Below are 21,451 nucleotides of genomic sequence, written 5' to 3'. Positions count from 1 at the left end.
TTACTACTTATGAGTTGCTCCGGGCTGGGGTGTCCGTCCGTGGCCCGTTGGCCGGAATTCTCTCCTGTGCGGGGGCGATTGATTCCATTGGGGCGGAACTTGTGGTCAATGCTCCAAGTGCGGCTTTTCCGGCTGGTGTTTTCCGATATGTGATCAACAAATCGGACGCGCGTAGACATGCCGAATCGCCCGATTCCGGCCCATTGGGGCGCCGGAGCGGGTGGGGGGTCCGGATCAGGTCAGGGAGCCGGCCGGAGCCGGGGGCCTTCAGTCCGCGAAGTCGCCCGCGTACGGGTCGGGCTCGCCCGTCTCGGGGTTGCGGCCCTCCTGCCAGCGCCGCTGGGCCTTGCGCCAGTGCACGAAGCTGAGGTGCCCGCCGTCCCAGAAGGTGATGCTGACCGGGCTCACGTCGAACTCGTCGGAGCAGAGCAGGTACAGGAACTCCGCCATGCCGTACGGATACACGGCGAAGGCGTCGGCGGTGTGCCGGCCGACCACCAGGACGGGCCAGCGGTCCGGATCGGGGTCGGTCGTGAGCCAGCAGAGGATGTCGGACCCGCCCGTGACGCCCCACGCGATGATCGACTCGGGGTCGACGCCGAAGGCGGCCCGGCCGCCCTCCGCGTCCCAGAGCTGGCGGGCGTTGGCGGTCTCCTCGGCCATCTCGGCCGGGTCCCACTGGAGGCCGGGTTTGGGGAGCGGGAGGAGGATGCTGGCCTCGCCGTTGATGGAGCCGGCGCCGAAGCGGCCCATGAAGGCGACGAAATCGGCCGGGAACCGGGTGCGCCAGGTGGCCTCCGCGGCCGGCCAGTCGATGTCCTCGTCGGCGCCGTGCGTCGCCGGCATGATCTGCTCCAGCGCCTTGATCCGCGCGTTCTCCGTCATGCCGCTCCCCTGAGACCCCAGCTCAACCGCCCCAACCTACCGCCGTCCCCGCGCGGCGCCTAGCGGCGGCCGGGACGGGTCAGGGCGTCGGGTCGGCCGTCCGGTCCCTCGACGGACAGTCGTGCCCCGACCCGCAGGCCCCAGGCGGCCATGGCGCCCGCCTCGGCCTCCAGTACGTGCCGGGAGCGGAGCCGGGGCAGCCCCAGGCGGTTCGGCGCCATGGTGGCCAGGGCGATGACGCGCAGGCGGCGGTCGAGGTACGCCACGTCGATCGCGAACCGCATCCGGAACGTGTGCACGCTCCCGGCCGGGGTCAGGAGCAGGGCTGCGCCCGGGATGCCGTCGCGGCCGAGGAGCCCGCGGGTGCGGGCGCGGTAGGAGGCCGCGATCTCCAGGGGCACCGCCGGCAGGTCCGGTCCGAGCCGGAGAAGGCCTTCGCTGGTGGTCATGGCGGCAGGGTAGGGGCGGTTGGGCCCCCGGGCCCATGCGGGCGGCGGAGCGCGGGCCTACCGTCGGCGGATGGGCCTGCTCGTGATCACCGCCGCCGCGGCCGCCTACGGCGTGGCCGCGGGGCTGCTGCTGCCGCGGGCGGCCTACCGGCTGTCGGTCGCCCCGGATGCCGGATGGCGCGACCGCTGCCCCGAGGGCCACCCCATTCCCGGCTGGCTGGGCCTGCCCCGCTGCCGGGCCGGCGGGGCCGGATCCGCCGGCCACCGCTACGGTGCGGGCCCCGCGTGGACCGTCGCCCTCGCCGGAGTGCTGTGCGGGGTACTGGGGGGAGCCGTCGGGGGGCGGCCCGAAGCGGTGGTGTTCGTGGCCGCGGCGCCGGTACTGCTCCTGCTGGGCCTCGTGGACCTCGCCGTACAGCGGCTGCCCGACGTGCTGACCCTGCCCCTGGCCGGAGCCCTCGCCCTCGGACTCGGGGGAGCGGCGCTGCTGCCCGGCGCCGCGGGGTCCTGGACCGGTGCGCTGGCCGGCGGGGGCGTGCTGGCAGGGGCGTACCTCCTGCTCTTCCTCGTCAACCCCGCCGGCATGGGCTTCGGCGACGTCAAGCTGGCGCTCGCGCTCGGGGTCACTCTTGGGTGGTACGGCTGGGGGGTATGGGCCGCCGGAGCCTTCCTCGGGTTCCTCTACGGCGCCCTGTACGGGCTCACCCTTGTGCTGCGGGGCCCCGCGGGCCGCCGGACGGCGTTCCCATTCGGCCCCTTCATGGCCGCCGGAGCACTCACCGGAGTGCTGCTGGGTGGTTTCGGAGCGTAATCATCTTGCGCCAATGCACGCATCAGGCTTTACGAAGGGTTATGGTGGAACCCCCCCCTCGGGCCGGTCCGTATCCCCCCCACGGACCGGCCCGTTTTTTGTTTCCACGAGCCCACGCCCAAAAGCGCAGGTCAGCCGCGCTGGGCCCAGATGTTCGTGCCGGGGGTGGAGACCGCGAAGGAGTCGATCTCCTTCAACTCCTCCTCGGAGAGCGGCGCACCGCCCAGTGCGGCCACGTTCTGCTCCAGCTGGGACACGCTCGAAGCGCCGATCAGCGCCGAGGTCATCCGCTCGTCCCGGAGCACCCAGTTCAGTGCCAGCTGCGCCAGCGACTGCCCGCGGCGCACCGCGATCTCGTTCAGGCCGGTCAGCCGGCGGACCACGTCCTGCGACAGCAGGTCCGGGTTCAGGGACTTGCCCGCGGCCGCCCGGGAGTCCTCCGGGATGCCCTTCAGGTACTTGCCGGTCAGCAGCCCCTGCGCGAGCGGCGCGAAGGAGATGCAGCCCATGCCGGCCTCCTCCAGGGCGTCCAGAAGCCCGTCCTCCTCCGTCCAGCGGTTGATCATGGAGTAAGAGGGCTGGTGGATGAGCGGGCGGACGCCCATCTCGCGCAGGATCCGCGCGGCCTCGGCCGTCTGGGCGGCCGTGTACGAGGACACGCCCACGTACAGCGCCTTGCCCTGCTGGACCGCGGACGCGAGCGCGCCCATGGTCTCCTCCAGCGGGGTCTGCGGGTCGAAGCGGTGCGAGTAGAAGATGTCGACGTAGTCCACGCCCATCCGCTTCAGCGAGGCGTCGAGCGAGCCCAGCAGGTACTTGCGGCTGCCCCACTCGCCGTACGGCCCCTCGTGCATGAAGTAGCCGGCCTTGGTGGAGAGGATCAGCTGGTCGCGGTAGGACGCGAAGTCCTGCGCGAAGATCTTCCCGAAGTTGAGCTCGGCCGAGCCGGGGGGCGGGCCGTAGTTGTTCGCCAGGTCGAAGTGGGTGACACCGAGGTCGAAGGCCCGGCGAAGGATCGCTCGCTGGGACTCCAGGGACTTGTCGTCGCCGAAGTTGTGCCAGAGGCCGAGGGAGATGGCGGGGAGCTTGAGGCCGCTGTGGCCGGTGCGCCGGTACTCCATGGAGTCGTAGCGCGAGGGCTCTGCCCGATAGGGATTGTTATCAGTCACGTTGTCCTCCCTATCACGGACTTGTGACAGACCGAGTTGGGTACCCGATCCCACCGCGCAGTAATGTGGCGGACTCGGGGGAGGGACCGCAATTCGCACGGGGGCATTGCACGGAGGGGCTGGAAGATCGTGAAGCTGCGCGACCTGGTGTACAGGCTCTACGCACGCCGGGTGGAAGGCCGCCTCGACCATGACGCGTCGCCCAAGCACATCGGCGTGATCCTGGACGGGAACAGGCGCTGGGCGAAGGCGTCCGGAGGAACGACGGAGCAGGGCCACCAGGCGGGGGCCGACAAGATCTCCGAGATGCTGGGCTGGTGCACCGAGACGGACGTCGAGGTCGTCACCCTGTGGATGCTGTCCACGGACAACCTGGACCGGCCCGAGGTCGAGCTCCGCCCGCTGCTCAACATCATCGAGAACACCGTCCGGGGCCTGGCCGCGGACGGCCGCTGGCGCGTCCACCACGTGGGCAACCTCGACATCCTCCCCGGGCGGACCCAGTCCGTGCTCAAGGAGGCCGAGCAGGCCACCCACGACGTCGACGGGATACTGGTCAACGTCGCCGTCGGCTACGGCGGCCGCCAGGAGATCGCCGACGCGGTCCGCTCGCTGCTGCTGGAGCACGCGGAGAAGGGCACCTCCTTCGAGGAGCTCGCCGAGATCCTCGACATCGACCACATCGCCGAGCACCTCTACACGCGCGGCCAGCCCGACCCGGACCTCGTGATCCGCACCAGCGGTGAGCAGCGGCTGTCCGGATTCATGCTGTGGCAGAGCGCCCACTCGGAGTACTACTTCTGCGAGGTCTTCTGGCCGGCCTTCCGCAAGGTCGACTTCCTCCGGGCCCTGCGCGATTACGCCGCCCGCCACCGGCGCTACGGAGCCTGACGGCCGGGCGGGCTGACGCCCCCTCGGCCCCGGCCGTCCCTTCGTCGAGGCCTTCACCTGGGATTCACCGAGCGTCCGTCATATGCCATGGCATGGCCGGGCCTGATCGGGGAATATCCCTTTCAGGTCGATGCCCGATCCACGGGTGTCGAGTCTCAGCGGGCGACATGGGGTCGTCCGCCCGGGAGGCCCTTTGCACCAGGACGCACGTGCGGTTCGCACGGACGGAGTGGGAGGGCCGGAAATCGGCCCCGCAGGGGTGCCGATGACCGGTCCGGTCTTCATGGCCCGACCTCTTCCGAGGGGGTACGTCCTTCCGTGGTGACCAGCACAAAGCGCCGCCTGCCCGACAGGCGGACCTACGTCCTCGACACCAGCGTCCTGCTGGCAGACCCCAACGCGATCTCCCGCTTCGACGAGCACGAGGTCGTGCTCCCGATCGTGGTGATCACCGAGCTGGAGGCAAAGAGGCACCATCCCGAACTCGGCTACTTCGCCCGTCAGGCCCTGCGCCTGCTCGACGACTTCCGGGTTCGCTACGGTCGCCTCGACGCCCCCATCCCGTTGGGCGATCTCGGCGGCACCCTCCGTGTCGAGCTCAACCACTCCGACCCCGGCGTCCTGCCGGCCGGCTTCCGGTTGGGGGACAACGACTCGCGGATCCTCGCGGTCGCCCGCAATCTCCAGGCCGAGGGCTACGACGTCACGGTCGTCTCGAAGGATCTCCCGCTGCGCATCAAGGCCTCCTCCGTGGGGCTGCTCGCCGAGGAGTACCGGGCGGAACTCGCGATCACCGATGCCGGCTGGACCGGCATGAGCGAGCTCGCGCTGTCCGGGGAGCAGATCGACCTGCTCTACTCCGAGGAGCGGCTGTACGTACCGGAGGCCGCCGAACTGCCCGTGCACACCGGACTGGTCCTCCAGTCCGAGCGGGGCAAGGCGCTGGGCCGGGTCACGCCGGACGGCAACGTGAGGCTCGTACGGGGCGACCGCGAGGCCTTCGGACTGCACGGCCGCAGCGCCGAGCAGCGCATCGCCCTGGACCTCCTGCTCGACCCGGAGATCGGCATCCTCTCCATGGGCGGCCGGGCCGGCACCGGAAAGTCGGCGCTGGCGCTGTGCGCGGGCCTGGAGGCGGTGCTGGAGCGCAGGCAGCACCAGAAGGTGATGGTCTTCCGGCCGCTGTACGCGGTGGGCGGCCAGGACCTCGGCTACCTGCCCGGGGACGCGTCCGAGAAGATGAGCCCCTGGGCGCAGGCGGTCTTCGACACCCTCTCGGCGGTGGCCGGGCGCGAGGTCATCGAGGAGGTGCTGAACCGGGGGATGCTGGAGGTCCTGCCGCTCACGCACATCCGCGGGCGCTCGCTGCACGACGCCTTCGTGATCGTGGACGAGGCGCAGTCGCTGGAGCGCAATGTCCTTCTGACCGTTCTGTCCCGGATCGGTGCGAATTCGCGTGTCGTTCTGACCCACGATGTCGCGCAGCGGGACAACCTGCGGGTCGGCCGGTACGACGGAGTGGTCGCCGTCGTTGAGAAGCTGAAGGGCCATCCGCTCTTCGCGCACGTCACGCTCAACCGCTCCGAGCGCTCCCCGATCGCCGCGCTGGTGACGGAGATGCTGGAGTCGCTGTAGGCCGCGACGGGGGCAAAACCCCCATAGCGGATACGTGAGTTGGCGCCGCCCGGCAAAGGCCCGAGAGCCTAGCCGGGCGGCGTCGTGCTGCACAGCCCTTTGAGGAAACCGACGGCGACATGCCAGGTGTGACCTTTCACACGCAACGGAGAATTGCCTTGCGGTGTCGGGGTCCGGCAGAGTCTGTTTTCCGTCAGGCCCCGCATACGGCACATCTGTATCTCCCGTCACTACGACGGGAGGTGCGCGCTGCACCACAACTCCAGAGCCGTTCGCCGTATGCCGCCCGAGTCGTCACGCGACAGCCCCCGCAAGGGAGTTGTCCACGGGCCCGCGCCTCCAGTGATCACAGCTCCACGGAGGCCAGTGTCGAGGGGCACTATTGCGCCCGCCCGGTCACTGCGGACGCTGCTGGAAGGACACCGTGTGAGCCGGATCTCGGTCCGGGGATTCGCAGTGGCTTCGGCCACCGCAGTCACCACCGTTGGCGCAGTCGTGGGCGTTGCCGCTGGCGACCCCGCCTCGAACGATCTTGAGACCACCGCGTCCGGGGCGACCCTCCTCACCGACATTCCGGTCGGCGAGCAAGCGCAGGTCCAGAGCGCGTCCCTGACGCAGCAGGCCGACGCCATCGCCCAGGGCGCCGACACCGACGCCAAGCGCGTCGCCGAGGAAGCCGCCCGCATCCAGGCCGCCGAGGACGCCAAGTCCAAGAAGGCCGAGGCGCAGAAGGCGGCCGACGAGAAGGCGAAGAAGGACCGCGAGGAGAAGGAGCAGATCGCCTCCCGCTCCGCGGCGCGCAGCGCCGGCGACTTCGCCGTCCAGAGCTCGTACACGGTCGCCCAGGTCAAGGAGATCGCCCGGCAGATCGTCCCGGCCGGTCAGTTCCAGTGCTTCTCGAACATCATCAACGAGGAGTCCACCTGGAACTACAAGGCCGTGAACTCGTCCTCGGGCGCGTACGGTCTGGTCCAGGCGCTCCCGGGCTCGAAGATGTCCTCGGTCGCCGACGACTGGCGGACCAACCCGGCCACCCAGATCCAGTGGGGCCTCAACTACATGAACGAGCGGTACCACAGCCCTTGCGCGGCCTGGAGCTTCCACCAGTCCAACGGCTGGTACTAGAGCTCGCCTCCGCTCAACCTCGAAGAGCCCCGCACCGTCCTACGGTGCGGGGCTCCTCGCGTGTACGGTCTTTCGAGGTGGGTACACGGGCGGGGGAAGGGAAAGACATGGCGAAGAGGGCAGGCTGGGTAGGCCGGCTCGGGAACAGGCTGAACCGCGTGGAGGCACGTCTCCAGGCGCGGCGGGCCGAGGTCGAGGCGGAGAGCACCGGCACGGCCGCGGTCCCGGCCGCGGCTCCCGGCACGGTCCCTTCGGGTACGGGCACGGGTACGGCCGCCCCGGCGGCCGAGGCGGACGGCACGCCCGCAGGGCAGCCCGGCCACCCGCCGCACCCGCCCACCCTGCGCGACCGGCCCGAACCGGTGAGCGTCGTCCCGTGGGGCATGCGGGTCGCCGCCGAGGTCAGCTGGCGGCTCCTGCTGCTCGCCGGGATGCTCTGGGTCGTGATGAAGGTGATCAGCGAAGTCCGCCTGGTCGTCCTCGCCTTCGCGGCAGCCCTCCTCGTCACCGCGCTGCTCCAGCCGTTCGTGGTCCGGCTGCGCCGCCTCGGCCTGCCGCGCGGGCTCGCCACGGCCGTCACCGCGATCCTCGGGTTCGTGGTGATCGGGCTGGTCGGCTGGTTCGTGGTCTGGCAGGTCATGGAGAACCTCGACGACCTCTCCGCCCGGGTCCGCGACGGCATCAACGAGCTCAAACTCTGGGCACTGGACAGTCCGTTCCACGTGACCGAGAAGCAGATCAACGACATCGCGAAGAACCTCAGCGAGACCATCGGCACCAACACCGAGCAGATCACCTCCGCCGGCCTGCAGGGCGTGACGGTCCTCGTCGAGGTGCTCACGGGCATCCTGCTCGCGATGTTCTCGACGCTGTTCCTGCTCTACGACGGCAAGCGCATCTGGACCTGGGTGCAGGGCCTGGTCCCGGCCGCCGCCCGCCCCGGTGTCGCGGGCGCCGGTCCGCGCGCCTGGCGCACGCTGACGGCGTACGTGCGCGGCACCGTGCTCGTCGCGCTGATCGACGCCATCTTCATCGGCCTCGGCATCTACTTCCTCAAGGTGCCGATGGCGGTGCCGCTCGCCGTCTTCATCTTCCTGTTCGCGTTCATCCCGCTCGTCGGCGCGGTGGTCTCCGGCGCCCTCGCGGTGGTCGTCGCCCTGGTGACCCAGGGGCCGTGGACCGCGCTGATGGTGCTGGCCGTCGTACTGGCCGTGCAGCAGATCGAGGGGCACGTGCTCCAGCCCTTCATCCTGGGCCGGGCGGTACGAGTGCACCCGCTCGCGGTCGTCCTGTCCGTGGCCGCGGGCGGCATGGTCGCGGGCATCGGCGGGGCGGTGGTCGCGGTCCCGCTGGTCGCCGTCACCAACACGGTGGTGGTCTACCTGAGGGCCTACTCCCGGGACCAGCTCCTGCACGGCGCCGCCGCCATCGGCCCGGGTCCGCACGGCTCGACGGCGGTCGAGCAGGCAGCCCGGGAAGCCGGACGTGATCAGCGAGCCTGAGCTCGGCGGTGAGTGGGAGGCCGGCCGGCCGCCCGCGGCCGCCGAGGAGCCCGTCACCCCGCGCGAGCGCGCACGGGGGCGGGGGCCGGGCAGGGGCTGGTTATGGGCCCTCGGCGGGGCCGTGCTGGCCTCGGCCGTCTGGGCCGGCGTCCTGGTGGCGCAGGATCGTTTCACTACCGCACCGCGCCTGTCCTGCCGGCACACCGAGGACCTCTGCGAGGGCCGGAACATGGCCGCGCTCGCCAAGACCGAGGTGAAGCCGGGCCACGGCCTCCCGTCGCACGGTGAGCATCCCGCGCTGGACTGGTCGTACTGCGGCTACCAGAGCGACTACACCGAGAAGGACTCCGTCTACTACCAGGTGCAGGTGCTGGTCGAGCTGCACAAGAAGACGGATCCCCAGGCGGAGTTCGGTGCCGGACCGATGGCCGGCTGGGGCCTGTTCGCGGGCGACGGCGGTACGGCGGAGCAGGTGCCCGGGCTTCCCGGCCGGGCGGAGTTGCGCACCATGGCGGGCGGCGGCTGGCACCGGCTCCAAGTGGTCGACGGCGGCGCGGTGTTCACGCTCAACGTCCAGTGGTTCGGGCCGGGTGCGGACACGGACTCGGAGCCGGACGAGGACGCGATCAAGGCGGCGATGATCGAGGACGTGCGCGCCTTGATGGCGAGCCTGCGCACGTGAACGCGAGGGCCCCCGCGGCCGGGAACGGCAGCGGGGGCCCCGTAGCCCGTACGGCGGTCCGTACGGGCTCGCGAAGAACTGCTACTCGGCGGCGAGGGCGGCCTCGGCGTCGAGGGTGACCGCGACCGCCTGGATCACCGAGGCGATCTTGAAGGCCTCCTGGACCGTCTCGCGGTCGACGCCGGCCTTGCGCAGGACCTGCTCGTGAGAGTCCAGGCACTGGCCGCAGCCGTTGATCGCGGAGACGGCGAGCGACCACAGCTCGAAGTCGACCTTCTCCACGCCCGGGTTGCCGATGACGTTCATCCGCAGGCCGGCCCGCAGCGTGCCGTACTCCGGGTCGGAGAGCAGGTGGCGGGTGCGGTAGAAGACGTTGTTCATCGCCATGATCGCGGCCGCGGACCTGGCGGCGGTGTACGCCTCCGCCGACAGGGCCGCCTTCGCCTCCGGCTCCAGCTCGCGCAGGACGCGCGGGGAGCGGGCGGCGATCGCGCAGGACAGGACGGTGCCCCACAGCTGCTGCTGCGAGAGCTTGTCCTGGTTGCCGATGACCGAGCCGAGGTTCAGCTTCAGGTCCTTGGCGAAGTCCGGTATGGCGGACTTCAGGGAGTCGAGGGACATCCGTCACTCACCGGCCAGCAGCGCGCCGGCGTTCAGGGTGCCCTCGCCCTTGTTCCAGTTGCAGGGGCACAGCTCGTCGGTCTGCAGGGCGTCGAGGACCCGCAGGACCTCCTTGGGGTTACGGCCCACGGAACCGGCGGTCACCATCGTGAACTGGATCTCGTTGTTCTGGTCGACGATGAAGACCGCGCGCTGCGCGAAGCCGTCCTCGCCCTGCACGCCGCAGGCCTGCATGAGCTCGTGCTTGGAGTCGGCCAGCATCGGGAAGGGCAGGTCACGCAGGTCGGCGTGGTCCTTGCGCCAGGCGTGGTGGACGAACTCGGAGTCGCCGGAGACGCCGAGGATCTGGGCGTCGCGGTCCTGGAACTCCTCGTTCAGCTTGCCGAAAGCGGCGATCTCGGTCGGGCAGACGAAGGTGAAGTCCTTCGGCCAGAAGAACACCACGCGCCACTTGCCCTCGTAGGTCTTGTGGTCGATCTGGGCGAACTCGCTGCCGGCTTCGAGCGAGACGCAGGCGGTCAGATCGTAGGTGGGGAACTTGTCACCGACAGTGAGCACGTGCTCTCCTTGCGAGATGGGAAAGTAGTCCCTTTTGGGGCTTTCCCTGAGGGGTTGGACGTGTCTCACATGCTGGCACAAGCAGCATTGATCGCGGAAATCGCATGCGGTGGTCGCGCTGATCAGGCTTCCCTATCAATGCCCTCGTAGGGGCAGATTGCGACGGAGAGCGATCGGTTCCGTCACACCTTTCAGCAGAACCGCGCTGCCGCCTTCGCGGCGCCCGCGTGGTAACCGCGGAGCCATTCGGGGCCGGGCGGGACGGCGCTCTGGGGCGGAGTGGTCCTGCAGGTCGCCTTCGTCCTGTCGAAGCCGAGCTTGTAGCCCCTGTCGTACTGGGACATGCCCTTCTTGCCGCCCGTCTGGCCGCCGCAGAACGTCTTGGCGGCCAGCGCCGCACCGTTGTCGTAGCCCTTCTGGTAATTGGGGTCGACCTGGGTCAGGGTCTTCGGCATGACGGCGGTGCAGTTGTTCTTGATCGCCTGGAACCCCTTCTGGAAGCCCGCGTCGTACTGGGCCTTCGGGTCCTTGCCCGTGTCCGTGCCCGTGCCCGTGCCGTCCTTCGCGGGATCCGCCCCGCCCGTGCAGGCGACGCCCCCGACCGTGTAGTGGCCGGCGGTCAGTTCGACGATCCGGACCTTGCCGTCACCGGTCACCTGGTAGGACGGGTCGCTGTAGCCGTTGTCGCCCTTCACCGCGACCGTGGTGTTCGCGGGGAACCCGTCGCCGAAGACCGACCACTTGTTGGCCTTCGGGGTGTACGCGCTCTCGGAGGCCTTGCACGTGCCGGCCGCGGGCGCCGCCGCCGCGGGCCGGGCCGACGCCATCGGACCCAGGATCAGCGGTGAGGCCACCAGCGGGGCCAGAAGGGCGATCCGAACGAACTTGTTCCGCATGTCTGCCTCCCGGGCGAAGGCCATGGCCGGGCCTCTCCTGCCCTACCTCCACTCTCACGCACCCCGGTCCGCCCCGCAGCGCACTGCTTCCGGGGAGGAGTCCCACCGGAGCTACTGTGGTGGCGGGTGATCGGAGGTACCTGCCAGTGGCCGTCGGCAACAGGGGAGCGAAGCAGGCGACGCTCGCGCAGCTGCGCGCGTTCGCCGCCGTAGCCGAACACCTGCACTTCCGGGACGCCGCCGCGGCGATCGGCATGAGCCAGCCCGCGCTCTCGGGCGCCGTCTCCGCGCTGGAGGAGGCACTCGGCGTCCAGCTGCTGGAGCGCACCACCCGCAAGGTGCTGCTCTCCCCGGCGGGAGAGCGGATCGCGGCCCGGGCCAAGGCGGTCCTCGACGCCATGGGAGGGCTCCTGGAGGAGGCCGAGGCCGTACGGGCCCCCTTCACCGGGATCCTGCGGCTCGGGGTGATCCCCACCGTGGCCCCGTACCTGCTGCCGACCGTGCTCGGGCTCTTCCACCGCCGCTACCCGCGGATGGACCTCCAGGTGCACGAGGAGCAGACCTCCTCGCTGCTGGACGGGCTCGCCGGCGGGCGCCTCGACCTGCTGCTGCTCGCGGTGCCGCTCGGTGTTCCCGGCGTCACCGAACTGCCGGTCTTCGACGAGGACTTCGTCCTCCTCGCGCCCCGGGAGCACCCGCTCGCCGGGCGCCGCGACATCCCGCGCGAGGAACTGCGGGGCCTGCGGCTGCTGCTGCTCGACGAGGGCCACTGCCTGCGCGACCAGGCCCTGGACATCTGCCGCGAGGCGGGCCGGCCCGACGGGGCGGCCGTCACCACGACCGCCGCCGGGCTGTCCACCCTCGTACAGCTGGTCGCCGGCGGGCTGGGCGTGACCCTGCTGCCGCGCACCGCACTGCGGCTGGAGACCGCCCGCAACGAGTACCTGGCCACCGGGTACTTCGCCGAGCCCGCGCCCTCGCGGCGGATCGCGCTGGCCATGCGGACGGGGACGGCCCGGCAGGAGGAGTTCCGGGCCATCGCGGGCGCCCTGCGCGAAGCCGTACGCCCGCTCCCGGTGTGGCCGGCCGAATAGGGCGGCCCCGCCGGGGCGGGCGTACGCGTACGGACCCGCGCGCGCTCGGCGCTACTCCGTACGCAGCCCGTCCGGGCGCATCAGCCGCAGCAGCGGCGGCAGGCTGAGCAGGGTCACCACGAGGGCCACCCCCGCTCCGACGCCGATCATCGAGGCGATCGAGCCCCAGTCGACGCGCACCGGTACGGCGGCCATCCGCATCAGCACGGTACCCAGGGTCACCCCCACCAGGCTGGCGAGGCCCAGGCCCAGGCCGATCGGGATGACGGTCTGCCACAGCACCGACAGGCTGAGCGTGGAGCGCTTCGTACCGAACGCGACCAGCGCGGCCAGCAGCTTCCTGCGCTCCCGCAACTGCTCCAGCTGGGAGACCAGCAGACTCGCGCCGATCAGCACCAGCACGCAGCTCGCCCCGACGAACAGGCCGGTCCGGATGGAGGCGAAGCGGTCGTTGACCGAGGTCGGCTGCATCGTCATGGGGACGGCCAGCGGGTCGGCTTTGAACGAGGCGGTCCGCACCCGCTCGATCGCGTCCGGCACGTCCGGGTCGACCTTGACGTAGACCTGCGAGGACTGGAAGTCGCCGATGCCCCGGGGGGCGGCCGCGGGGGTGACGAGCAGACCGCTGCGCAGGCTGCCGTTCGGGTCCTTGCGGGGGGTCACCGTCGGCGCGTCCGCCGGCACGGTCCACGGGACGGGCGGCGGGCCGTCGTTGCCGTAGACGTTCCCGGCGAACAGCTTGTCGCCCGCCTTGGCGACGCCGTCCGCGACCCGGTCGCGGTCCGTGGAGGCGGGCAGGACGAAGACGTCGCCGTCCTTGCAGCCGGGCAGGGCGCCCAGTTCGGCCAGGGCGGCGCAGCTTCCGATGGTGAGCTGGACCGTCGAGCCCTCGCCCTGCGGGGTCGGTGCGGCCGAGGCCGAGCGCAGCGGAAGCACCTGGGTGACTCCCTCGGCGGCGGCGATCTTGCCCGCGAGGGCTTCAGCCCGCGCGGGGTCGTTGCCGCGGGTCAGGATCGAGACCGAGGCCCGCGTCGGATCCTGGCCCGTGTCCCGCGTGTACGAGGACGAGGTGGCGGCGAAGAGCATCTGCAGGGCTATCGCTCCGGCCACGGCCACGGCGATGCCGTTGACCAGGCGTGCGCCCGTGCCGCCGGCCACCTGGAGCCGCCGGACGGCCAGCTGCCAGGAGACGGGCCCGGCGCCGCCGAGCCGGTCGACGAACCGTTCCAGCACCCAGGGCAGCAGGGTGGTCACGCCGATCAACAGCAGGACGACGCCGGCGGAGACCTGGTAGGTGTTGAACCGGCCGCTGTCGTTGCCGCGGCCGATCATCGGGACGAGCAGGCCGACACCGACGAGCGGGAGCAGCAGGCGCCACCAGATCCGGCGCCGGCGCTCGGTGGCCGTACGGATCACGCCGAGCGGTTCGATGACCACGCCGCGCAGGGCGAACAGGGTCACGGCGACGGCCGCGGCGGGCACGGCCACGGCGACGAGGGCGGCAAGCCAGGGAGCCGGGTTCAGGTCGGAGGGGTAGACGCTGCGCTGGTACAGGGTGATGGCCGGGGCGAGCTGCCGGGCGATCAGGAAGAAGCCCGTGCCGAGGGCCAGGCCGATCAGGGATCCGGCGAAGGCCTCGCCCGCCGCGATCCGGCGCACCATGCGGGCGTCGGCGCCGACCAGGCGCAGGGCGGCGAGCCGGCGGTCGCGGCGGTCGCCGCCGAAGCGGACGGCGGCCGCGATGAACACGGCGACGGGCATCAGCAGGGCGACGAAGACCAGCACCACGAGGAGGGCGAGGACGGGGTCGAGGGGCTGCTCGTCCCGCTCGTCGCCGAAGTCGGCGATCCGGTGGACGTACGAGCCGGTCTCGGGGTCGGCGGCCCACTGCGCGAGCCGGTCGCTGCCCTCGTAGAAGTAGAGGTCGCCGGGGCCGACCAGGCCCGCGTCGGCGATGACCGAGACGATCCGCCCGTCGAGGCGCTCGCGCAGGAGCTCGCCCTCGGAGGTCTTCATCAGCTCGTCGAGGGCGGGGGAGACGGCCAGTTCGCCCGGCCCGGGGTACTTCTCCAGGCCGGGCGGCAGCGGGGCCAAGGCGCCCTCGGGCTGCACGAGCAGCCCGTCGACCCCGTACGAGCGGTACGACTGGTCGGCGCCGGCGGTGAGCACGGTGGCGGGGCCGGGCCGCTCGGCCTCGCCGGAGCTGTTCACCATGCGCGCCAGGCCCCTCTCCTCGCGCGAGGCGAGGGCGCTCGGCACCGCACTGGTGATCAGCAGCAGCGCGACGCCGAGGCCGACGCCCAGGCCCGTCAGGAGGGTGCGGGTCCAGCCCTCGCGGCCGCCGCCGAAGGCGAAGCGCGCGCCGAGGCCGAGGTCGCGGACCCAGACCCGCAGGATGCCCGGGCCGCTCATATGGCGCGCTCCATGTCGCGGGACCTGCCGTCGCGCACCACGATCTCGCGGTCGGAGTACGCGGCCACGCGGGTCTCGTGCGTGACGAGGACGACGGCGGCGTTCGCGGACCGGGCGGCCTCGGTCAGCAGCTGCATGACGAGCTCGCCGTTGAGGGAGTCGAGGGCGCCGGTCGGCTCGTCCGCGAAGAGGACCCGCGGGCCGGTGACGAGGGCGCGGGCGACGGCGACGCGCTGGCCCTGGCCGCCGGAGACCTCGCCGGGGCGCTTGCGGCCGAGCTCGGCGACCTCCAGGCGGGCCATCCACTCCAGCGCGGTGCGCTCGGCCTGCCTCCGCTTCACACCGGTCAGCCGCAGTGGCAGCGCGACGTTCTCCACACAGGTCAGCTCGGGGACGAGCCGGCCGAACTGGAACACGAAGCCGAACTCGCTGCGGCGCAGGGCGCTGCGCTCGGCGTCGTTCATGGCGGACAGCTCCCGCCCGGCGTACGTGATGGTGCCGGAGTCGGGCGGGACGATCCCGGCGAGGCAGTGCAGGAGCGTCGACTTGCCGGATCCGGAGGGACCCATGACGGCGACGACCTCGCCGGGGTGGATGGAGAAGTCCGCGCCGTCGAGCGCGGCGGTGGACCCGTACGTCTTGCGCAGGCCGTCGGCGCTGAGCAGGGTGCCGGCCGGGGGCGTCGTGGTCATCGGCGTACCTCCCGGGCGAGCTGGTCGAGGCGGGCGGCGGTCAGTTCCAGCCACCGCAGGTCGGCTTCGAGGTGGAACAGGGCGTGGTCGCAGACCAGCTGGTCGGCGAGGTCGCCCTTGCGCTTGCGCTGGGTCAGGATGCGCATGAGCCGCAGGTGTTCGGCCCGCTGGGTGTCCAGCAGGTCGGCGGCGCCGCGGCCGGTGAGCAGGGCGAGGACGACCTTGGTGTAGAGGGTCGACTGGAGGTACGGCTCGGGCTTCTCGGGCTGGGCGAGCCAGCTTTCGACGTCGGTGACGCCGGCGTCGGTGATGGCGTAGCGCTTGCGGTCGGGGCCGCCGCCGCTCTCTATCCCCTCGACCTCGACGAGGCCGTTCTTCAGGAGGCGGGACATCGTCGAGTAGACCTGCCCGTAGGCGAGCGGCCGGTCGTGGCCGAACTTCTCGTCGAAGGCGCGCTTGAGGTCGTAACCGTGGCGTGGACCGGCCTCAAGGAGGCCCAGGAGCGTGTGACCGATGGACATGCGAGGACTATACATGGGGTGTATACGCTCGATGTATACCTGTGGTGTAGAGATGACTTTCGGCCTGCCCTAGCGGCCATTCGTAGGGACTTTCGCCCCGAGCGCGAGGGTTCGGAGCCGCACTCCCGGGCGGCTGGCACTTTGAGGGCGGACGGCGAAGGGCCGGCTGACGGCCCCGTCCCCGGAAGGCTCCCGGAAGCTCCCGAAAGGCGCGCCATGCACGCACCCCCCACCGACGTCACCGCGCTCCCGCCCCAGCAGTCGGGCTCGCCCGCACGGACGGCCGGGCAGTCGTCCGCCGATTCCCCCGGGCAGGGGGCGGGCCCCGCCTGGTGGATGTGGGCCATGGCCTCGGGGCTGTTCCTCGTCTACATGCTGCTGTCGCTGCGCACCCACGAGCGGCTGCTGTCGCACAGCTTCGACCTGGCGATCTTCGAGCAGGCCGTCCGCTCGTACGCGGAGGGCCACCTGCCCGTCTCCGAGGTCAAGGGGCCGGACTTCCCGGTCCTCGGGGACCACTTCTCACCCGTACTCGCCCTGCTGGCACCCCTGTACTGGCTGTGGCCGTCGGCGCGGACCCTGCTCGTGGCGCAGGCGGCGCTGGTCGCCGTCAGCGTGCTGCCGCTGGCCCAGTGGGCGCGCCGGGCGCTCGGCTCCACCGCCGCCGTGGTGATCGGGCTCTGCTACGGGCTCTCCTGGGGCATCGCGAACGGGGTCGGGTTCGACTTCCACGAATGGGCCTTCGCCGTCCCGCTCCTCATGTGCGCGCTGGCCGCGCTCGGTGCGGGGCGGCTGCGCGCCGCGGCGTGCTGGGCGCTGCCGCTGGTGCTGGTCAAGGAGGACATGGGGCTCACGGTGGCGGTGATCGGCCTGCTCATCGCCTGGCGCGGCGGCGGGGAGGGCGGCCTGCGCGGCGGCTGGCGCGGCGGATGGCGCGGGCGCCGGCTCGGGATCGCGGTCGCCGCGGCCGGCCTGATGTGGACGCTGCTGGTGGTGCTGGTGGTGCTGCCGGCGCTCAGCCCGAGCGGCTCGTACTTCTACGCCTCGTTCCTGGGCGGCTCCGGGGGCGGGGCGGGCTCCGGCTTCGGGGAGGTGCTGCGCAAGGCCACGATCGGACTCGTCACCCCCGAGACCAAGGTGACGACGCTGATGCTGGTGCTGGCGCCGACCCTGTTCCTCGCGCTGCGCTCGCCGCTGGTCCTGGTCGCCGTGCCCACGCTGGTGTGGCGGGGCGTCTCGGACTACACGGCCCACTGGGGGACCGGCTACCACTACTCGCTCACCCTGATGCCGATCGTCTTCGCCGCCTTCGTCGACGCCCTGCGCCGGCGCGGGACCACGGACGCGGGCCTGCGCCGCTACCTGGCGGGCGCGGCCGGGGTCTGCGTGCTGCTGCTGCCGGTGTACTCCCTGGCGCAGGTGGCGTACCCGCAGACCTGGCGGGCCGATCCGCGGATCGCGGCGGCGCACCGGGTGATGGGCCGGATCCCGGACGGGGCCACGGTGCAGGCCTCGGACGGGCTGGTGCCGCACCTCGCCGACCGTACGAGCGTCAGCCTCTACGGCTGGCCGGCCAGCCGACCGGAGCCGGAGTGGATCGTGGTGGACACGCAGGTGCCGCAGCAGCGGCGCTGGCCGCTGTCCGCGGTCGACGAGTCCATCGCCCTCGCCGGGGCCCGGGCACACGGGTACCGGATGGTGGCCCAGGAGGACGGGTTCGTCCTCCTGAGCCGGTCCTGATCCACACCCCCCTAGGGAGTGTCGCGGGGGCGGCCGCGGGGCGGGATCGGGGCGGCCCCGCCCGGCAGCCGGCCGGCCTCGGACAGGGCCCGCCGCAGGAGGAACTCGATCTGCGCGTTGGCGCTGCGCAGTTCCTCGCCCGCCCAGCGCGCGAGCGCGTCGTACACCTGCGGATCGAGCCGCAGCAGCACCTGCTTGCGCGCCTGCCGCCCCGTCCGCGCGGCCGGCCGCTCCCGGCCCTCGCCCGCTTCCGGGTCCTGGGGCTCGTCGGCGGGGCTCACTGGTAGAGCGTGCCCGTGTTGACGACCGGCTGGGCGGCCCGGTCGCCGCACAGGACCACCATCAGGTTCGACACCATGGCGGCCTTGCGCTCCGGGTCGAGGTCCACGATGTCCTGCTCCGCCAGCCGGGTCAGGGCCAGTTCGACCATGCCCACCGCCCCTTCCACGATCTGCTTGCGGGCCGCCACGACCGCGCCGGCCTGCTGGCGCTGGAGCATCGCGGAGGCGATCTCCGGAGCGTACGCGAGATGCGTGAACCGGGACTCTATGATCCGCACGCCGGCCGCATCCACCCGGGCGTGCAGTTCGAGGGCCAGCTTCTCGGTGATCTCCTCGGCGTTGCCGCGCAGCGAGAGCCCGCCCTCGTCGTGGGCGTCGTACGGGTACTCGATCGCGATGTGCCGCACCGCCGCCTCGGTCTGGGTCTCGACGAACTGCGTGAAGTCCTCCACCTCGAACGTCGCCCGCGCCGTGTCCTCCACCCGCCACACCACGACGGCCGCGAGCTCGATCGGGTTGCCGTACGCGTCGTTGACCTTCAGGACGGCCGTCTCGTGGTTGCGCACCCGGGTGGAGATCTTCTCCCGCGAGGTCAGCGGGTTGACCCAGCGCAGGCCGTCCGTACGGATCGTCCCCCGGTACCGACCGAACAGCTGGACCACCCGGGCCTCGCCCGGGGCCACCATGTTCAGCCCGCTCATCGCGAAGGCCGAGGCGGCGATGAGGAGGGCGCCGGGCACGATCAGGGCCACGTGCGCCACCGAGGCGTCCGAGGCCGCGCCCAGGGCGATCAGTCCGGCACCGGCCAGCACCCCCAACAGCCCCAGGAGCAGGGCCAGTCCACCTCCCAGGCTGCGCGCCGTGAACTCCCGTACCTCTCCTGCCACAGCAGTCGTCTTCGTCATCATCTGCCCCCATTCACGCAGTCGCGGCCGGTCGAACCGCTTAGCAAAGTGATATCACTTTTTAGGGTGGCCGCAACCCTACGGGCTCACCGCGCGTCGGTTCCCTTGATGTGGGTGCTGATTCTCACGTCCGAATTGACCGGTATTGGCCACGGTTGGCCAACCTTTGTCACAACCTGCGGTGTTAGCTTTCTGAGCTGACGTCGGGGGGGTAATCGAGCGGAGCGGGAGCGATGGGCCGAGCAGAAGCGCGTAAGGCGCAGCAGCGCAGTGCGCGACGGGCGCCGCGCGGGGGCGCCACCGGGAAGGGGCGCGCCGGCAAGCGAACCGGCATACGCCGCTTCTTCACATGGAAGAAGATCCTCGGAGCCTTCTTCGGGATCATCCTGCTCGGCATGGGTGCACTCGTCGCCCTCTACTTCTACGTGGACGAGCCCGACCCGAACGCCGACGCCCTGACGCAGAGCAACGTCTACAAGTACGCGGACGGCTCGGTCATGGCGCGCGACGGCAAGACGAACCGCGAGATCGTGCCGATCAGCCGGGTCCCCAAGGAAGTCCAGACCGGCTTCATCGCGATCGAGAACAAGACCTTCTACAAGGACCAGGGCGTCGACTTCATCGGCATCGCCCGCGGCCTGTTCAACACGGCCACCGGCAAGGGCAAGGCCGGCGGTTCGACGATCACCCAGCAGTACGTCAAGAACTTCTACCTGAACCAGGACCAGACGGCGACCCGCAAGCTCAAGGAGCTGGTGATCTCGCTCAAGGTCGACCAGCGCATGGAGAAGGACGACATCCTCGCCGGGTACCTGAACACCAGCTACTTCGGGCGCGGCGCGTACGGCATCCAGGCCGCCGCCCAGGCGTACTACGGCGTCGACGTCGACAAGCTGACCCTGGAGCAGGGCGCGTACCTCGCGGCCGTCCTCCAGGCGCCCAGCGACTACGACCTGGCGACCGCGGGCCCCAACGGCACGCGGCTGGTCAAGATCCGCTTCAACGGCGTGCTCGACAACATGGTCGAGATGAAGGCCCTCGACCCGGAGAAGCGCAAGCAGCTCCAGCTCCCGATGCCGATCAAGCCCAAGGCGGCCCCCGGCATGGAGGGGCAGAAGGGCTACCTGAAGCAGGCCGCGGACGCGGAGCTGCGCAGGCAGACCGGCATGACCAGCCAGGAGCTCCAGGCCGGTGGCTGGGAGATCACCCTCAACATCGATCCCAAGAAGCAGGCCGCGCTGGAGAAGGCCGTCCAGGACGAGCTGGAGTCCAAGCTCGACCGCAAGGACCGGGCAGTCGACGCGAGCGTGCAGGCCGGCGCCACGTCCGTGGACCCGAAGACCGGCGCGGTCGTCGCGATGTACGGCGGCACCGGGCTCTCCGACCACTGGGCGAGCAACGCACTGCGCCAGGACTTCCAGCCGGGCTCGACCTTCAAGCCGGTCGTGCTCGCCTCCGCACTGGAGAACAAGTCCACGACGCACGACGGCAAGCCGATCACCCCGAACGCGCTCTACGACGGCACCAGCAAGCGCCCGGTCGTCGGCAGCGACACCCCGTTCGCCCCGCAGAACCAGGACAACGCGAACTACGGCGACCCGTTCCTCACCGTCCAGGCCGCCACCAACTCCTCCGTGAACTCGGTGTACGCCCAGATGATCGTCGACGTGGGCCCGCCGAAGGTGAAGAAGACGGCGCTGCAGCTCGGCATGAAGGACCGCGACGGCTGGCCGGCCGACAAGCCGGCCATGTCGCTCGGCACCATGAGCGCCAACACCCTGGAAATGGCCGGGGTCTACGCCACCTTCGACAACCACGGCAAGAAGATCGCCCCGACGGTCATCAAGAGCGCCAAGCACGCCGGCCGCGCGTTCACTCCCGTCGAGTCCGTGGGCGGCCAGGCCATCACCCGCGAGACCGCCGACACGGTGACCAAGGTGCTCACCGGCGTCGTCCAGGACGGTTCCGGCAAGGCCGTCAAGAGCTCCGCCTACGAGGCCGCCGGCAAGACCGGTACCACCGAGTCCAACGTGGCCGCCTGGTTCACCGCGTACACCCCGGAGCTCGTCACCGTCGTCGCGATGTTCGGCGAGGAGCCCGGAACGGCCAAGCAGGTCACCCTGACCGGTACCGCCGGCGGTGGCCGAGCGGGTGGTTCCAGCTTCCCGGCCGAGATCTGGAAGGCGTACACGCTGGCCGCGCTCAAGGGCGTGGACACCGCCGAGTTCGACCTCTCCGAGGCGAAGATGGGCGCCTCGCAGGCGCCGAGCCGCAGCAGCTCCCCGTCCTCGTCGAGCTCCTCGTCCGCCAACACGCCCTCGGCGCCGGTCTCGCCGTCGCAGAACAGCCCGGACCCCGGCAAGAGCTCGCCGAACCCGACCAAGAGCACGACGAAGAGCCCGGACCCGACCAAGACCCCGGATCCGACCAAGACCCCGGACCCGACCAAGACCCCGCCGATCACGATCCCGTAGCGCCCGCGCTCCCACGGACCGTGACACACCGCCGCCCCGCAGCATCCACGCTGCGGGGCGGCGGTGTTCTCGGGCGCCGGCCCTCGGGCCGGCCTCGCGCCGGCCGTG

Annotated in this window: 20 protein-coding genes; 9 read left to right on the top strand and 11 right to left on the bottom strand. The window is 71.2% G+C overall.

The window, feature by feature from the left end; translation table 11 throughout:
- Positions 1-267: 267 nt before the first annotated feature.
- Positions 268-885 (bottom strand): SMI1/KNR4 family protein, encoded by a 618-nt coding sequence (locus tag AB0M92_RS01445; RefSeq protein ID WP_366100049.1) that lies wholly within the window; start codon positions 883-885, stop codon positions 268-270.
- Between the two features lie 59 nt (positions 886-944).
- On the bottom strand, positions 945-1,334 hold the full coding sequence (locus AB0M92_RS01440; protein WP_366100048.1) for a DUF192 domain-containing protein: 390 nt from the start codon (positions 1,332-1,334) through the stop codon (positions 945-947).
- A 70-nt stretch (positions 1,335-1,404) separates the two neighbouring features.
- Between AB0M92_RS01440 and AB0M92_RS01435 the strand changes: the two genes are divergently transcribed.
- Positions 1,405-2,145 carry an A24 family peptidase gene (locus tag AB0M92_RS01435; protein ID WP_366100047.1) on the top strand — a complete coding sequence of 247 codons (741 nt, stop codon included), beginning with the start codon at positions 1,405-1,407 and terminating at the stop codon, positions 2,143-2,145.
- A gap of 131 nt (positions 2,146-2,276) precedes the next feature.
- Here AB0M92_RS01435 and mgrA read toward each other — a convergent pair whose 3' ends face one another.
- Entirely contained in the window at positions 2,277-3,314 is a 1,038-nt protein-coding gene (gene mgrA, locus AB0M92_RS01430; RefSeq protein WP_366100046.1) for an L-glyceraldehyde 3-phosphate reductase, read from the bottom strand.
- A 129-nt stretch (positions 3,315-3,443) separates the two neighbouring features.
- On the opposite strand from mgrA, the gene AB0M92_RS01425 reads away from it, so the two are divergent.
- The 5 genes from AB0M92_RS01425 (at position 3,444) to AB0M92_RS01405 (ending at position 9,149) form a co-directional block, all read left to right on the top strand.
- A complete protein-coding gene (locus AB0M92_RS01425) occupies positions 3,444-4,205 on the top strand; it encodes an isoprenyl transferase (RefSeq protein WP_030867372.1) in 762 nt (253 codons plus the stop codon).
- A gap of 318 nt (positions 4,206-4,523) precedes the next feature.
- Positions 4,524-5,840 (top strand): PhoH family protein, encoded by a 1,317-nt coding sequence (locus AB0M92_RS01420; RefSeq protein WP_366100045.1) that lies wholly within the window; start codon positions 4,524-4,526, stop codon positions 5,838-5,840.
- A gap of 408 nt (positions 5,841-6,248) precedes the next feature.
- Entirely contained in the window at positions 6,249-6,965 is a 717-nt protein-coding gene (locus AB0M92_RS01415; RefSeq protein WP_359176818.1) for a transglycosylase SLT domain-containing protein, read from the top strand.
- 107 nt (positions 6,966-7,072) lie between these two features.
- Positions 7,073-8,467, top strand: a complete 1,395-nt coding sequence (locus AB0M92_RS01410; RefSeq protein ID WP_366100044.1) for an AI-2E family transporter — start codon at positions 7,073-7,075, stop codon at positions 8,465-8,467.
- Positions 8,451-9,149: a hypothetical protein gene (locus AB0M92_RS01405; protein WP_366100043.1), complete on the top strand. Its 699-nt coding sequence runs from the start codon at positions 8,451-8,453 to the stop codon at positions 9,147-9,149. Before AB0M92_RS01410 ends, AB0M92_RS01405 begins: the two co-directional genes overlap by 17 nt.
- Before the next feature lie 81 nt (positions 9,150-9,230).
- Here the strand turns inward: AB0M92_RS01405 and AB0M92_RS01400 are convergent, their stop codons facing one another.
- From AB0M92_RS01400 to AB0M92_RS01390, 3 genes are all read right to left on the bottom strand, one after another.
- On the bottom strand, positions 9,231-9,770 hold the full coding sequence (locus AB0M92_RS01400) for an alkyl hydroperoxide reductase (RefSeq protein ID WP_366100042.1): 540 nt from the start codon (positions 9,768-9,770) through the stop codon (positions 9,231-9,233).
- A 3-nt stretch (positions 9,771-9,773) separates the two neighbouring features.
- On the bottom strand, positions 9,774-10,328 hold the full coding sequence (locus tag AB0M92_RS01395) for a peroxiredoxin (RefSeq protein WP_366100041.1): 555 nt from the start codon (positions 10,326-10,328) through the stop codon (positions 9,774-9,776).
- Positions 10,329-10,519: 191 nt separating this feature from the next.
- Positions 10,520-11,224, bottom strand: a complete 705-nt coding sequence (locus AB0M92_RS01390) for a hypothetical protein (RefSeq protein WP_366100040.1) — start codon at positions 11,222-11,224, stop codon at positions 10,520-10,522.
- 146 nt (positions 11,225-11,370) lie between these two features.
- Here AB0M92_RS01390 and AB0M92_RS01385 point away from each other — a divergent pair, with 146 nt between their 5' ends.
- Positions 11,371-12,318: a hydrogen peroxide-inducible genes activator gene (locus tag AB0M92_RS01385; RefSeq protein WP_366100039.1), complete on the top strand. Its 948-nt coding sequence runs from the start codon at positions 11,371-11,373 to the stop codon at positions 12,316-12,318.
- Positions 12,319-12,369: 51 nt separating this feature from the next.
- Here the strand turns inward: AB0M92_RS01385 and AB0M92_RS01380 are convergent, their stop codons facing one another.
- Genes AB0M92_RS01380 through AB0M92_RS01370 form a run of 3 tightly spaced genes read right to left on the bottom strand, consistent with a single transcriptional unit; the run spans position 12,370 to position 15,943 of the window.
- Entirely contained in the window at positions 12,370-14,730 is a 2,361-nt protein-coding gene (locus AB0M92_RS01380; protein ID WP_366100038.1) for an FtsX-like permease family protein, read from the bottom strand.
- Positions 14,727-15,422 carry an ABC transporter ATP-binding protein gene (locus AB0M92_RS01375; protein WP_366100037.1) on the bottom strand — a complete coding sequence of 232 codons (696 nt, stop codon included), beginning with the start codon at positions 15,420-15,422 and terminating at the stop codon, positions 14,727-14,729. Before AB0M92_RS01375 ends, AB0M92_RS01380 begins: the two co-directional genes overlap by 4 nt.
- Positions 15,419-15,943 (bottom strand): PadR family transcriptional regulator, encoded by a 525-nt coding sequence (locus AB0M92_RS01370; protein ID WP_366100036.1) that lies wholly within the window; start codon positions 15,941-15,943, stop codon positions 15,419-15,421. Before AB0M92_RS01370 ends, AB0M92_RS01375 begins: the two co-directional genes overlap by 4 nt.
- 216 nt (positions 15,944-16,159) lie before the next feature.
- On the opposite strand from AB0M92_RS01370, the gene AB0M92_RS01365 reads away from it, so the two are divergent.
- Positions 16,160-17,683, top strand: a complete 1,524-nt coding sequence (locus AB0M92_RS01365; protein WP_366100035.1) for a DUF2079 domain-containing protein — start codon at positions 16,160-16,162, stop codon at positions 17,681-17,683.
- 11 nt (positions 17,684-17,694) lie between these two features.
- Here the strand turns inward: AB0M92_RS01365 and AB0M92_RS01360 are convergent, their stop codons facing one another.
- Positions 17,695-17,964, bottom strand: a complete 270-nt coding sequence (locus AB0M92_RS01360) for a hypothetical protein (RefSeq protein WP_366100034.1) — start codon at positions 17,962-17,964, stop codon at positions 17,695-17,697.
- On the bottom strand, positions 17,961-18,869 hold the full coding sequence (locus AB0M92_RS01355; RefSeq protein WP_366100033.1) for an SPFH domain-containing protein: 909 nt from the start codon (positions 18,867-18,869) through the stop codon (positions 17,961-17,963). The genes AB0M92_RS01360 and AB0M92_RS01355 overlap by 4 nt, the downstream gene beginning before the upstream one ends.
- 233 nt (positions 18,870-19,102) lie before the next feature.
- Here AB0M92_RS01355 and AB0M92_RS01350 point away from each other — a divergent pair, with 233 nt between their 5' ends.
- On the top strand, positions 19,103-21,343 hold the full coding sequence (locus AB0M92_RS01350; protein WP_366100032.1) for a transglycosylase domain-containing protein: 2,241 nt from the start codon (positions 19,103-19,105) through the stop codon (positions 21,341-21,343).
- Positions 21,344-21,451: the final 108 nt, after the last annotated feature.

Origin of the sequence: Streptomyces sp. NPDC051582, from assembly GCF_040681715.1 — a bacterium.
Taxonomy (GTDB): Bacteria; Actinomycetota; Actinomycetes; order Streptomycetales; family Streptomycetaceae; genus Streptomyces.
This window is presented reverse-complemented; position numbering and strand designations above follow the sequence as displayed.